This window comes from Streptomyces sp. NBC_00009 (assembly GCF_045040855.1).
GTDB lineage: Bacteria > Actinomycetota > Actinomycetes > Streptomycetales > Streptomycetaceae > Streptomyces > Streptomyces aureus.
Window position 1 is genome coordinate 375,289 of the sequence record NZ_CP108312.1, and the last position, 12,019, is coordinate 387,307.

The following is a 12,019-nucleotide window of genomic DNA, read 5'->3' on the forward strand; positions in this document are numbered from 1 at the left end:
CCATTCCGGAATTTTGGAATGGCGAGTGATGCGGGCCGGCGTCGCCTCTACCTGTGAGGAGGGGAGTTGGAAGGAGACGACCCAGTGCTGGGCGGTGATGAAGGCGCGTATCCAGGCGTCGAGGTGGACGTTCCGGTTGTCCCGGACGAGGAGGAGCGGTGTTCCGAGGTGCCGGTGGGCGGCGGTCCATACGGTCACGGACACGGATCCGGCGACCCGCCGCGCCGGGTAACTGCGCGATGCCCGGCGCATTGTGGCGACGTTGCTGGAGCCGGACGTCGCGGGTGCCGGCGGCACGACGGACGGGATCGCCTGAGTACGCGTACTCACCTCCCCTGAGGTGCTCGCCCCTGCTGACGCCGGCCGGCCCTCGACACACTGACCTTCCGCACTCCCCTACGAAGAGGTCCTGATGAGCCGTCCCCTGAGCCTGCGTCCCGCCACCGCGGACGACCTTCCCTGGATCCACGAACTGCGGCACCGGGTCTACGCGGAGGAGCTGGGCCAGCACGCGCCCAATGCCGAGGGGCGGCTGGTCGACGGGCTCGACGGCGACAACGTCTATCTGGTCGCGGCTCGTGGCCCGGTCCGTGTCGGGTTCGTCAGCGTGACGCCGCCCTGGGTGGGCCGGTACGGGCTCGACAAGTACCTGACCCGCGCGGAACTGCCGCTCCTCGACGAGGCCGACGTCTTCGAGGTGCGCCTGCTCACCGTCGAGCCCGACGCGCGGGCCGGTGCGGCGGGTGCCCTTCTGATGTACGCGGCGCTGCGCTGGACCGCGTCCCGGGGCGGGCGGCGGTTGGTGGCGATGGGCCGCGCCGACCTGGTCGGCATGTACCGGGCGGCGGGCCTGCGACCCGTCGGCCGTACCGTCCGCAGCGGCGCGGTCGAATTCGAGGTGCTCACCGGGGAGGTGGCGGAGCTGACGCGGGGCACGACGGGCCGGCACGCCGCGACCCTGACCCGGCTGGCGGCCGGCGTGGACTGGCGCCTGGACTCGTCGTTCGCGCCCCGCCCGGACGGCTGCGAGCACGGCGGGGCCTCGTTCACCGCGATCGGCACGGACTTCCGCAGCCTGGATCGGCGTCTCGAGGTGGTCGCGGCCGACGTGCTCGACGCCTGGTTCGCGCCGGCCCCCGGTGCGCGCGCGGCGCTCGCGGAGGACGCCGGGTGGGTCGCCCGTACCTCCCCACCGACCAGCGCGGAGGGCCTGCTCGCGGAGATCGCCGCCGCCCGCGGCCTGCCCGCGGAGACGCTCGCCGTCGGCGCCGGCTCCTCCGACCTGATCTTCCGGGCCTTCGGCCGGTGGCTGACACCGGCGAGCCGGGTCTTGCTGATGGACCCGGGGTACGGCGAGTACGCCCATGTCACCGAGCGGGTGATCGGCTGCCGCGTGGACCGGTTCCGGCTGCGGCGCGAGGAGGGCTGGCGGATCGATCCGGAGCGGCTGTCGGCGGTCGTCGCGGCCGGGGAGTACGACCTCGTGGTCGTGGTCAACCCGAACAACCCCACCGGCCGCCACGCGCCGGCCGCCGAGCTGCGCGCGGTGATCGCCGCCGCGCCGGCCCCGACCCGCTGGTGGATCGACGAGGCGTACCTCGGATACGTCGATCCCGCCGAGTCGCTCGCCCCGTTCGCCGCGACCGACCCGCGGGCAGTGGTCTGCACCTCGATGTCGAAGACGTACGCCCTGTCCGGCGTCCGGGCCGCCTACCTGGTTGCCGAGCCGGAGACAGCGGCGGAGGTACGCCGGTGGACGCCGCCGTGGGCAGTCGGGCTGCCGGCCCAGCTCGCCGCCGTGGCGGCCCTGCGCGACCCGGCCTACTACGCCGACCGGCTGCGGCACACCCACGGGCTGCGCCAACAGCTCGCCTCGGATCTGGCCGGGGTGGACACGTCCGTCCTGGTCGAGGAGTCGGTGGCGAACTTCCTTTCGCTGACCCTGCCGCCGGGCGGACCGAGCGCCGCCGCACTGGTCGCCGAGTGCCGGCGCCACGACGTGTATCTACGCGACCTGTCGCCGCTCTCCGCCGCCTACGAGGGCCGCACCGTGCGCGTCGCGGTCCGCGAGACCGCGGAGAACGCGCGCATCGTCGCCGCGTACCGGGCCGCCCTCACCGCCCTGCGCACCGCCTCCGCCGCCCCGGCCGGGTCTGCCCCCGCCGCCGGAGTCGCCAGGTGACCGGTGTGGACTCGCTGGCACCGTGGCTGGGCGGTGCGCTGCTGGTGAGCGGCGTGGCGGTGGGGGTGTCCCGGCGGCGCGAATTCATAGTCCGGTGGTGTGCATGGGCGGTCGGCGTGCCCGTGGTGACCGCCGCGTTCTGGTGGGGGCAGCCTGGTGTCGCCCTGCTCGCCGGGGTCGTCGCGGTGATCGCGGTGCTGGAGTTCGGTGCGCTGACCCGGCTGCCCCGCGCCGACCGGGCAGTGCTCGCCACGGCCGTGCCGGGCCTGATCGTCGCAGCCGCCTGGGTGCCGGATCAGGCCTGGCGGGTGGGCGCCGTAGGTGCGCTCGCGCTGGCCGCCGTACCGCTGGTGACCGGCGACGCCGAACAGGGCCTGCGCCGGCTCGGCACCAGCCTGCTCGGGCTGGTCTGGCTCGGCACGCTGGCCGCACTGGCGCCGCTCGGGACCGTGGCGCTGGCGCTGTTCGCGGCGGTGTCGGTGGCCGACGTGGTGGCGTTCTTCTCCGGGCAACGGCTGGGCGGGCCCCGGCTGTCGCCGCTGTCCCCGGCGAAGCGGTGGAGTGGGACGCTGTGCGGCGCGGCGGCGGGGCTGGGCGTGCTCGCGCTGCTCTCGGAGTGGAGCTGGCCAGCAGCAGTCGCGGTGGCTGTGGGCGGGCCGACGGGCGACCTGGTGGAGTCCCTGGTCAAACGGGGCGCCGGTGCCAAGGACTCGGGGCAGTGGCTGGCCGGGTCCGGGGGGTTGCTGGACCGAATCGATTCGCTAGTGGGGGCGTTGGTGATGGTGGTCGTGCTGGGGTGAGGCTGCGGGGGGCGGGCGTGCCGGGATGCTCGGACCGCCTGCGCCGGAGCGGCTCCGTTGCGTACGGTGCCCCCTGGACGAGGTGAGAACCCACACTGGAACCCGGCCTGGCCGGCGGACTGGCAGCGGCACTTCGCAGCGGTGCGCGAGATGCTCGTGGAAGAGAGCGTCCTCGCATACGTGGAACCCGGTGTCACCGTCCACGGCATGGACATCGGCCGTTGGCTCCAGAAACAACGTCAGCACACCGTCTGGACTGGGCTGATGGACGGACAGCGCCAGCGCCTGGAGCAGCCCGGCATCACGCCGCTGGCCCCGGCTCCGGAGGCGGAGGTGCCCGCGGCGCCGTCCACGGCGCCCGTGAGCGCCTTCGAGACGGGCGTAGCAGCCCTGGCGCGCAGTACCAAAGCCCGCACCGGCTCCCTGGTGGTCCCCAGAGCCCATGTGGAGCGGCTGGAAGACGGCACCGAAGTACGACTCGGAGTATTCCTCTCCAACACCAAGACCCGCCGCGCCAAACTCACCGCGGACAAGTTGGCCGCACTCGCCAAGCTCGGGCTGGAGTGGACCGCGGCAACAGCGTGAGGCGAGGCGGTGCCTCCGTGCTCGGACTGCCCTCTTCACACCGGGGATCGGTGCCCTTTCCCTGGCTGGCTGCACGTTGAGCGATTCCGTTGACATGCTCCCCCTCCTGAGGAGGGGGATTCCTACGGCTTGCGCCGTGGGGTTTTCTGCTTCGTCGCCGACTGCCCGCCCGGAGAACTCCGTTGAGGTCTTACACCAGCTCCGCAGACTGTCACCGCCAGCCCGGCGGCCAGAAGGTTGCGTGCTGCGTTCACGTCCCGGTCGTGGGTCGTGCCGCAGTCACACGTCCAGGTGCGGACGTTGAGCGGCATCTTGCCCTGCAAGGTGCCGCAGTGGGAGCACAGCTTGGACGAGGGGAAAAAGCGGTCGACCGCGATCACTTCCCGCCCGTACCAGGCGGCCTTGTACTCCAGCAGGCCCCGGAAGTCCGACCACGCCGCATCCGAGATGGCGCGGGCCAGTTTCCGATTCTTGACCATGTTGCGCACGGTCAGGTCCTCGATCACGAGCGTTTGGGTTTCACGAACGAGACGAGTGGTCAGTTTGTGCAGGTGGTCGCGGCGACGGTCGGCGATCCTCGCGCAGATCTTGGCGACCTTGCGCCGGGCCTTGGCCCGGTTCGCACTGCCCCGCTCCTTCTTCGACATGCGGCGCTGAGCCTGGGCGAGGGCGGCACGGTCCTTGCGTTCGTGCCGGGGATTGGCGATCTTCTCCCCGGTGGACAGGGTCACCAGGTGGTCCAGACCGACGTCGATTCCCACGGCCGAATCGGTAGCGGCAAGTGGCTCGACGGCCGGGTCCTCGCACAGCAGGGAGACGAACCAGCGCCCCGCGGCGTCCTGCGACACGGTCACCGTGGACGGGGACACGCCCTCGGGCAGCGGGCGCGACCACACGATATCCAGCGGCTGGGCCATCTTCGCCAGAGCCAGCTCCCCAGCACGGAACCGGAAACCGCTGCTGGTGTACTCGGCAGATTTCCGCGACTTCTTCTTCAACTTGAAGCGAGGGTACTTGGCCCGCTTGGCGAAGAAGTTACTGAACGCCGTCTGCAAGTGCCGCAGACACTGCTGGAGCGGCACGGCGGAAACCTCGTTGAGGAACGCCAGTTCCCCGGTCTTCTTCCATGCGGTCAGCATGGCCGACGTGGCGTTGTAGTTGACCCGCTCCTGCCGCGCCCACGCCCCGGTGCGGGCGGCAAGCGCAAGGTTGTAGACCTTGCGCACGCACCCGAACGTGCGCGACAGCTCGGCCGCCTGCGCATCGGTCGGATAGAAGCGGTACTTGAACGCCCGCTTCACACACGTCGTGGACACGCCCACAAACTAGTGTGACCGCCGCACAAGACAAAACCTGCGGGTCAGAGCACGGGCTTTCGCCCTGGGGCGAAAGCCCGCACCTTGCCCTGCTCCGCAGGAGTCCGCTTCCTCCCTGCCTGAAGGCAGGGGTATCCACGGAGGAACCCGATGAATGATCAAGAAGCTGCGCTGGCCCAGGCTGGTCGCCTGGTAGGAGAACTGTTCCCACACGCGCTCGGGGCCGTTCTCGGCGGGTCAGCTGCCCAGGGCCGTTCCACTCCGACCAGCGACCTCGACATCGGTGTCCTCCTCCCTGACTCCGCAGGAAGCGGCCGGGAAGTGATCCGCCACGAAGGACGCCTTGTGGAACTGTTCCTCAACTCCGTAGGGGATTTGCCCAAGTTCTTCGAGTGGGACCGTGCTCGCCGCCGGGGGACGGTGGTCTTCGTCTATGCCCAAGGGGTAACGCTGACTGACCCCGATGGCCAAGTGGCCCGCACATGTCAGCTGGCACAAGAGATTGTTGCCCTGGGGCCACCGCCCTTGACGGCAGAGCAGTGGCGCCACGGCCGCTATGTGCTGACCTGCTACTTCGACGACCTCGTTGACACCCCGCCCTCAAGCCGCCACGAGCAGCTTGTCATCGCTGACCACGTGCTTCGGGAAGCTGCCGAACTACTCACTGCCCACCATGGTGCGTGGACAGGAATCGGCAAGTGGCTGCCCCGCCGGCTCGTGGCGGCGAACCCAGATCTGGGAACGGCCCTGCTGGACGGATACCAGGCTGTGGCAGAACGGGCTGACCCAACCCGATTGGCAGCCACGGTTAAGGAGCTCCTGGATCTGATCGGCGGGCCATTGCGAGAGGGGTACTCGCACCGGTGGCAGACATACGAAGCATGCGGAACCTGACGCCGTTCAGTACTTCTTCGCCCAGTCTGAGCGCGCCCCCTGCGGGTGAGCCTTCGGGTCATGAGCGTGCTGAGTGCCCAGGTCAAATGGGCTTCTGAGAGTTGCGGCAGACGCTCGTAGTCGCGGATCTGTGCCAGAGGTGCCACGTCGGCGTGCCTGCCGGGGCCGTGGGCGGCTGAGCGGAGACAGCAGTGACCGGCCGGCGGCCTCTCGCGTGCCAGAAAGCCACGGAGGCCGGCCACCGGCCGGTGTCTGTGCTCGGAACTGCCGGGACTACAGCGTCGGGTCGATGTCCGGCTTGCCCGTACCGCCTACATGCTCGCTCTGCTCCTTGAGCTGGCGGGCCTTGTCCTTCAGACGCTGACGCTCCTGCGGGTCAGTGGCGCGTTCCGCGGCCTGTTCCAGGTCCTGAGCCTTAGCACGCATCTGCTGGGCACGACCGGTCTCGCCTGCAGCGCTCATGATCACTCCTTAGGTGATGAGGAAGAGCGGGCCACACCAGAGAAACAGGCCTCGTCACCCCCTGCATGTCGAGCGGTCACCCACTGCTATCTACGCAGCTGGAAGAGCCCTCGCGGAACGACGGCACAGCCCGGGGAGTGCCGACCAGCCACCTGATGGGGGTGGACGCGGCCATGGCGTCCGTCATCAACGAGTCAGGCCGGCCCCGGGGATGTCATGGCTGACTCCCCAAGGCGTGTGGTGTGTGCCTGGCTCGAAGTCAGTTCTCTTCGGCCGCCGTGGCGGCGATCCAGTCGGCGGCTTCAGCGTCGGTCATGAGTAGCACCTGAGTCTGGTGGGCGGTGCTGTGCTGGACGACGTGGACGCGGCCGGGTGCGCGCTGGCCTTCGAGGCCGGGCCGGCTGTCGGGGCGAGCCACTGCCAGATGTCGGCGGTGACCCGTGAGACGGGTGTTCTCCAGAGCGGGCGGGATCGTGTCGGCAGAACCGGGCAGTGCCGGTTCGTGGATGCCGGGGCCGGGATGGTCGGTCCAGGTCGGAGGGGAACTCAGAGTGGGACAAGCTCGGGGTGGCGCAGCAGTGGCTGCTGGAGAGCGTGTTCGGGATCGAAGAGGCCGGGGAGGACGAGCGGCCGGTACGCCGCACCCAGGATGACAAGTGGATGCTGGGCACCAACTCGCTGTGCTGCCTGGGTACGTTCAGGTGCCCTTCACGGGCGTGGAAGCGGCGTGCGGCGCTCAGGTTGCCGTGGAAGAGGCTGGGCGAGGCGCGATCGGTGCAGTGTCCGAGGGCGTGCCAGTGGCGCTGGGCATGTTCCTCGCCAACCAGCGCAAGCGGTTCTGCAAGGAGACCGTGCCGATCGTGGACGGCCCCGTGGTCCCCACCGCGAGCACACGGTCGCCGAGCAGTCGAAGAACTATCGGTACTCCACCAACCACCAGGTCGTCATCGACACCGACACCCGACTCGTCGTCGCCGTTGGCCGGCCCCTGCCCGGCAACCGGAACGACTGCAAGGCATGGGAACTGTCCGGAGCCAAGGCCGCTGTCGGGAAGGCCGTTGTCATCGCCGACGATGGATACCGGGGCACAGGCCCGGTCATCCCGCACCGCCGCGAGCGCGGCCAGGACGAACTTCCCACTTGGAAGGAGGAGCACAACGCCTCCCACCGCAAAGTCCGAGCCCGTGTCGAGCACGTCTTCGCCCGCATGAAGACCTGGAAGATCCGCCGCGACCGCCGCCTCAAAGGCGACGTTGTCCACCACGCAGCAGGCGAGACGTGCTTGGTCAGCCTGGCTTTGTCATCCCGCCCAAGGGAGTACGGCGCGGCGACACCTTGCGATGGCTGATCCGCCAGCCGTCAGCGGTGCGCGCCACGATGTCGTCGTAGGAGACGGAACCGCAAGAGCCGTCCGCCCTGATGCCCAGACCTTTGGATCGGACCTGCACCCGGCCGTCTGCCGACGCCATTACGACGACGTTGGTGACGTGATGCGCGACGGGGTTGGCGGCTCCCAGCGCCCAGGCCGCTTCTCGGATGGCCGCCACCCCGGACAACGGCGCCTGGCCGAAGTCGGTGAGGTCGTAGACCACATCGGAGGTGAACAACTCCTCCAACCGGTCAAGGCTTCCGTCGTCAACGAGGTGACCGTGCAACGAGACCAGTTCGGTGATGGCCAAGCGATCTTCAAGAGCGAGCGCCACACGCGTCCTCTCCGGTCCGGCGTCGAAAGGCCAGGCCGAGCATCGATCCGTCGACAGCACGGCACCACACCGCTCAACGCGTTCGGGAGCGTCCGGTAAGAACAGGGCCGTGCACGTCGGGATCGTCTCTTACCGACGGTCAGCCTGCCACCGACTTGTCCACCTGCGCCCTGTCACCGTCAGCCGAAGCATGGTTTCGGGACAGCCCTTATAGCTTGATCTTTAACCTGTGCGGCGTGGTCGTGGGGTGGTTGACTTCGTCGTTCTCTTTTTCGCTGCCGCTGTTTTGCGGGGTGTATGCACGTCGTGGCGGGGTGTGGGTCGTGTGTTCTTTTGGCCCGGCGGCCGTCCGGGGCCAGGGCGCGAAGGTTTCGGTGCTTGGGCTGGACAGGCCGATTGCGGGCGGATGTGCCGGAAGTCGCGGCGGACTCGGGCGGGGGTGAGTCTGTCCGGCGGGGTGGGTTTCTCCCAGGGACGGCGCCGGTCGGCTGCGAGTGGGCGGGCGAGCCGCAGTTGGGTGTAGGCAGCGAGGATCAGCCAGGTCCATCGGTCGGCTGCCTCGGGGGTGCGGAGCTTTGGGGAGGTCCAGCCGAGGGTCTGTTTGAACAGGCGGAAGGTGTGCTCGATGTCGAAGCGCCGGAGATATGCCTGCCAGAGGCGGTCGGCGTCGTCCGGGGTGGCATCGGTGTCTGACCACCACAGCCAGACCGGCTTGGGTGTTGCTCCGCTGGGCAGATGGCCGATGTCCAGGCGGATCACCGTTCCTTCCACGATCGGGAGGGTGCCGTCTGCGGCTGCCCAGGAAGAACGGTGGGTCAGCTTGGGGTGCAGCCGGTTCCAGGACCGGGCCCTGGCAGTGCCGTAGAGGCGGGTGTCGGTGATGGTTTCGGTGTCCGGGAGGCTCCAGGTGTTGGGCTGTCCGAAGACGAACTCGCCGCCGTGCCGGGGCGGTCGGCCCTGAGTGTGTGGCAGCCGTAGTGGGACCGCTCTGCGCAGGACGCGGTCGGATCGCATCCTGGCCAGCACCTGGACCGGCAGGTCACCCAGGAGGAAGCCGAGGCGGGGCGCGTCGTATCCGGCGTCCGCGACGATGAGGATGTCGGGGTCGCCCGCCTGCCACTGCCCTGCTGCGATGAGTCGCTGCAGCAGATCGCGCAGTTGCCGGGCGGTGACGGTTGCGGTGTCGTCGCCAGGCTTCAGACGCAGCGCGTCCAGCGGCGCCGTCCATGAGCTACGGCCCGGCTCGAGCGCGCAGACGATCGAGTAGGGCCAGCCGGGGACCGGGATGTGCTGGTCCTTGCCCCGGCCATAGGTGTGACACAAAATCCGCTCGGGTGAGGTGTGGGCGTCGGGCCGCAGCCAGCAGGTGACATCGATCGCCAGGACCAGCCGGCCGTCGGCAGACCGCGGCAGTGGCACCTCTGCCAGTGCCCGCCGCAGCTGGCCGTCATCGATGCGTCCACGGGCCATGGCTGCGTAGAGCCCTCCATGGCCGCGGCGGTGTTCACCCACCAACGACAGTTCGGCCAGCGACCTCACCGGCCCGTCGCCGCACAGAACAGCATCAGCCAGCTCGAACAACACGTCCGAACGGGAGGTCAGGCAGGCATAGAACTCGCCCCGGAAGCATGACAGTTGTGCGAGCGACTCTCGCCGGGCGTCGTGATGCAGCAGACTCATCCTCACGGCCTTCGTGCTGAATGTGTGTGTTCCTTGGTCGGAGCGCATGTTCAGACGAAGGCCGCCTTCATGTCCGGCAGATACCAAACCGAGTGATCAAGTTCGACGGACCATTCGACGCCGCACGTTAAAGATCAAGTTATAGGGCCTGTTGCGAAAGTGCTGGTTACAGCCACTCGTTGATCGCAGCGATCAGCACGGCCTCGTAGCCGGCGGCGAACTTGCGGGTCCGTGGGCTGTCCGAGCAGGAAGGTGTCGGCTCCGTCCGTGCCGAGCGTCGGCCACGCCTGCCCTCCGGTTCCCGCGATCCGTCAGGCCGACAAGGGCCTTGTGAGGCACTCGAACACTCGGCATGCTGACCCGATGTTGGCTTCTATCGTTCCGTTCGTCGGTGCGGCTTTTCTGATTGCGATGGTCCCCGGGCCGAGTACGGCTGTGATCCTGCGCCGAGCGGTGATGAATGGCCGTAGAACCGGTATGGCCACGGTCCTGGGCAATGAGTGCGGGGTGCTGCTGTGGGGTCTCGCGGCGGCGTTCGGGCTCTCCGCCCTGCTGCTGGCCTCGCAGATCGCCTATGAAGCGATGCGGATCTTCGGCGCCACGGTACTGGTGTGGATGGGGGCCCGCGCGCTATGGCAGGCGCGGCGGGTCGGCGGGCCGGGTGAGGAACCGGTGGAGACGGCAGCGGTGGGGCATCGGCGGGCGTACTGGCAGGGATTGGTCACCAACTTCGCCAATCCCAAAGCGGGCGTGTTCGCCGTGTCTTTCCTGCCGCAGTTCGTGCCGCAGGGAGCCTCGGTGCTGCCGACGCTGGTCGCCTTCTCGGTGATCTGGGCGGTGGTGGACCTGATGTGGTACCTGCCACTGGTCTGGCTGGCCGGGCGGGTGCGCAGTGCGTTCCAGCGGCAGTCGGTTCGACGCCGGATGGAGCAGATCTCCGGTGCCGTCCTCGTCGGCCTGGGGCTGCGACTGGCGGTCGAGCCGTAGTCAGTCAAAGCCACCCGTCCGCGTCCGCTCGCTCCAAGGAAGAGACAACCGCTGTGCACGCTGTCATCGTCCGGTGGGACCTGTCCGCTTCCGGTCGGACCATCGAGTCCAGGCGCACCTACCTGCGTGAGGAGTCCGTTTCCGCGTTCTCCGAAGTGCCCGGGCTCCGCTTGAAGATGTGGGTCTCCGATGCCGACGCAAACAGGTGGGGCGCCGTCCTGCTGTGGGAATCCAGGGAGGCAGCGCAGCAGCCGCTGCCCAGCCGGGCGCTTGAGCTGATCGGTTACCCAGCGACAGTGGCTCATTCATTTGACGTGGAGGCCACCACCGAGGGTCGTTTCGAGACGCAGCAGCTCGCACTGCGCGGCCTGGCCTTCGACGGGACCGCCGATGTAGTGCAGTAGAGATGGTTGGGACACGAGCGCGGAAGCGGCTCTGCGCGGCGGCCGTTGGAAGCACGGCGTCGAGTCGGCCGTCGACGTCACTTGGGTCGGCCGCTACTACGAGCGGCTCGCCGACTATGCCGTGTCGGTAGCCCAGCGCGTCCTTGCGAGGCAGGGACGCGCTGGGGTCTGTGAACATCGATCTTGGTGGCAGATGATCACGCCCGTGGAGCGTGGTGATCTGACAAACCGCCAGTGGGCCGAGCTCGAGCCGTTGCTGCCACAAGGCAAGAAGCCTGGGCGGCCTCCGGCTTGGCCCCGGCGGCAGCTGATAGACGGCATACGGTCACGGACGCGGACGGGCACCCCGTGGCGGGATGTGCCCGAACGGTACGGCCCGTGGGACCGGGTGTACGACTTGTTCCGGCGCTGGCAGCGGAATGGCACCTGGGCCCGGATCGTCGCCCAACTCCAAGCGCAGGCCGACACCAGGGGCCTGATCACCTGGAACGTGAACGTCGACTCCACGGTCTGTCGGGCCCACCAACACACCTCCCCGATGTCGTGGCCGACTGCCTCGACCACGAGGCGTCGTCGGCGCCGGACGAGGCCGGTGAGATCTGGCGCGCCGTGTTCGTCCCGAACCGGATCCCCTCCGACGCCCCGTGCTTCCGTCTGACGGACAACCAGACGTTCGTCTACTGGAACGGCCGGGCGGCACGCCTGATCCAGACCCTCGCCGGAGCGGAGAGCGTCGAACTCCGCCTCGTATGGTCGACCGACCCCACCGCTGAGCCCCACCCCCGCCCGATGGGGTTCTGACCGGGGGCCGAGCCGAGGCCCGACACACCGCCACGCTCGCCCTGTTCGTCCGGTCGGGGGCAGTCAGGGCGAGCGTCGCGATCAGTCCGTACGCCGTTACGCAGGACGTCTTTTGAAGGCTGTTCGCAGTCGGATTCGCGATCAACCGGCGAACGGTGCGGTCGTGCCCCCTACTCTGAAGGAGTAGTTGGGCAGGGACTCGGGG

The 12,019-nt window shown here is 68.9% G+C and carries 13 protein-coding genes and 2 pseudogenes; 10 read left to right on the forward strand and 5 right to left on the reverse strand.

The features are described from left to right. Positions 1–412 precede the first annotated feature (412 nt). The 3 genes from OHA58_RS01740 to OHA58_RS01750 all read left to right on the forward strand — a co-directional run bounded on the left by OHA58_RS01740 (position 413) and on the right by OHA58_RS01750 (position 3,567). Positions 413–2,182, forward strand: a complete 1,770-nt coding sequence (locus OHA58_RS01740) for an aminotransferase class I/II-fold pyridoxal phosphate-dependent enzyme (RefSeq protein ID WP_405475573.1) — start codon at positions 413–415, stop codon at positions 2,180–2,182. Beyond that, positions 2,179–2,982, forward strand: coding sequence for a phosphatidate cytidylyltransferase (locus OHA58_RS01745; RefSeq protein WP_405475575.1), 804 nt, complete (start codon positions 2,179–2,181; stop codon positions 2,980–2,982). The genes OHA58_RS01740 and OHA58_RS01745 overlap by 4 nt, the downstream gene beginning before the upstream one ends. Before the next feature lie 66 nt (positions 2,983–3,048). Continuing rightward, entirely contained in the window at positions 3,049–3,567 is a 519-nt protein-coding gene (locus OHA58_RS01750; protein ID WP_405475578.1) for a helicase associated domain-containing protein, read from the forward strand. Between the two features lie 122 nt (positions 3,568–3,689). Here the strand turns inward: OHA58_RS01750 and OHA58_RS01755 are convergent, their stop codons facing one another. Next, on the reverse strand, positions 3,690–4,883 hold the full coding sequence (locus OHA58_RS01755) for an RNA-guided endonuclease InsQ/TnpB family protein (RefSeq protein WP_405475580.1): 1,194 nt from the start codon (positions 4,881–4,883) through the stop codon (positions 3,690–3,692). Between the two features lie 150 nt (positions 4,884–5,033). On the opposite strand from OHA58_RS01755, the gene OHA58_RS01760 reads away from it, so the two are divergent. Continuing rightward, positions 5,034–5,777, forward strand: a complete 744-nt coding sequence (locus OHA58_RS01760) for a nucleotidyltransferase domain-containing protein (RefSeq protein ID WP_405475583.1) — start codon at positions 5,034–5,036, stop codon at positions 5,775–5,777. Positions 5,778–6,050: 273 nt separating this feature from the next. Here the strand turns inward: OHA58_RS01760 and OHA58_RS01765 are convergent, their stop codons facing one another. After that, a complete protein-coding gene (locus OHA58_RS01765) occupies positions 6,051–6,239 on the reverse strand; it encodes a DUF6381 family protein (protein WP_405475586.1) in 189 nt (62 codons plus the stop codon). A gap of 259 nt (positions 6,240–6,498) precedes the next feature. Beyond that, on the reverse strand, positions 6,499–6,657 hold the full coding sequence (locus tag OHA58_RS01770; protein WP_405475589.1) for a hypothetical protein: 159 nt from the start codon (positions 6,655–6,657) through the stop codon (positions 6,499–6,501). 385 nt (positions 6,658–7,042) lie between these two features. Between OHA58_RS01770 and OHA58_RS01775 the strand changes: the two are divergent. Beyond that, a pseudogene (locus tag OHA58_RS01775) lies at positions 7,043–7,587 on the forward strand (transposase); the annotation flags it as partial. Here the strand turns inward: OHA58_RS01775 and OHA58_RS01780 are convergent. Then, positions 7,526–7,942, reverse strand: a complete 417-nt coding sequence (locus tag OHA58_RS01780) for a nuclear transport factor 2 family protein (RefSeq protein WP_405475592.1) — start codon at positions 7,940–7,942, stop codon at positions 7,526–7,528. The pseudogene OHA58_RS01775 and the gene OHA58_RS01780 sit on opposite strands and share 62 nt — an antisense overlap. Positions 7,943–8,164: 222 nt before the next feature. Continuing rightward, complete coding sequence (locus OHA58_RS01785; protein WP_405475595.1) at positions 8,165–9,622, reverse strand: NF041680 family putative transposase; 1,458 nt, start codon at positions 9,620–9,622, stop codon at positions 8,165–8,167. A gap of 363 nt (positions 9,623–9,985) precedes the next feature. Here OHA58_RS01785 and OHA58_RS01790 point away from each other — a divergent pair, with 363 nt between their 5' ends. From OHA58_RS01790 to OHA58_RS01810, 5 genes and pseudogenes are all read left to right on the forward strand, one after another. Then, a complete protein-coding gene (locus OHA58_RS01790; protein ID WP_405475598.1) occupies positions 9,986–10,609 on the forward strand; it encodes a LysE family translocator in 624 nt (207 codons plus the stop codon). 53 nt (positions 10,610–10,662) lie between these two features. Continuing rightward, positions 10,663–11,013: a hypothetical protein gene (locus OHA58_RS01795; protein WP_405475601.1), complete on the forward strand. Its 351-nt coding sequence runs from the start codon at positions 10,663–10,665 to the stop codon at positions 11,011–11,013. 31 nt (positions 11,014–11,044) lie between these two features. Further along, positions 11,045–11,158: pseudogene (locus OHA58_RS01800) on the forward strand (phosphate transport system regulatory protein PhoU); the annotation flags it as partial. Positions 11,159–11,206: 48 nt separating this feature from the next. Beyond that, positions 11,207–11,671, forward strand: coding sequence for a transposase (locus OHA58_RS01805; RefSeq protein ID WP_405475604.1), 465 nt, complete (start codon positions 11,207–11,209; stop codon positions 11,669–11,671). Beyond that, positions 11,557–11,814: a hypothetical protein gene (locus OHA58_RS01810; RefSeq protein ID WP_405485415.1), complete on the forward strand. Its 258-nt coding sequence runs from the start codon at positions 11,557–11,559 to the stop codon at positions 11,812–11,814. Before OHA58_RS01805 ends, OHA58_RS01810 begins: the two co-directional genes overlap by 115 nt. The last annotated feature ends 205 nt before the right edge of the window (positions 11,815–12,019 follow it).

What these genes read in the sequence shown, in the direction of transcription:
- OHA58_RS01790 (WP_405475598.1), top strand. Translation starts at nt 9,986, where the DNA reads ATGTTGGCTTCTATCGTTCCGTTCGTCGGTGCGGCTTTTCTGATTGCG.
- OHA58_RS01760 (WP_405475583.1), top strand. Translation starts at nt 5,034, where the DNA reads ATGAATGATCAAGAAGCTGCGCTGGCCCAGGCTGGTCGCCTGGTAGGA.
- OHA58_RS01785 (WP_405475595.1), bottom strand. Translation starts at nt 9,622, where the DNA reads ATGAGTCTGCTGCATCACGACGCCCGGCGAGAGTCGCTCGCACAACTG.
- OHA58_RS01765 (WP_405475586.1), bottom strand. Translation starts at nt 6,239, where the DNA reads ATGAGCGCTGCAGGCGAGACCGGTCGTGCCCAGCAGATGCGTGCTAAG.
- OHA58_RS01805 (WP_405475604.1), top strand. Translation starts at nt 11,207, where the DNA reads ATGATCACGCCCGTGGAGCGTGGTGATCTGACAAACCGCCAGTGGGCC.
- OHA58_RS01740 (WP_405475573.1), top strand. Translation starts at nt 413, where the DNA reads ATGAGCCGTCCCCTGAGCCTGCGTCCCGCCACCGCGGACGACCTTCCC.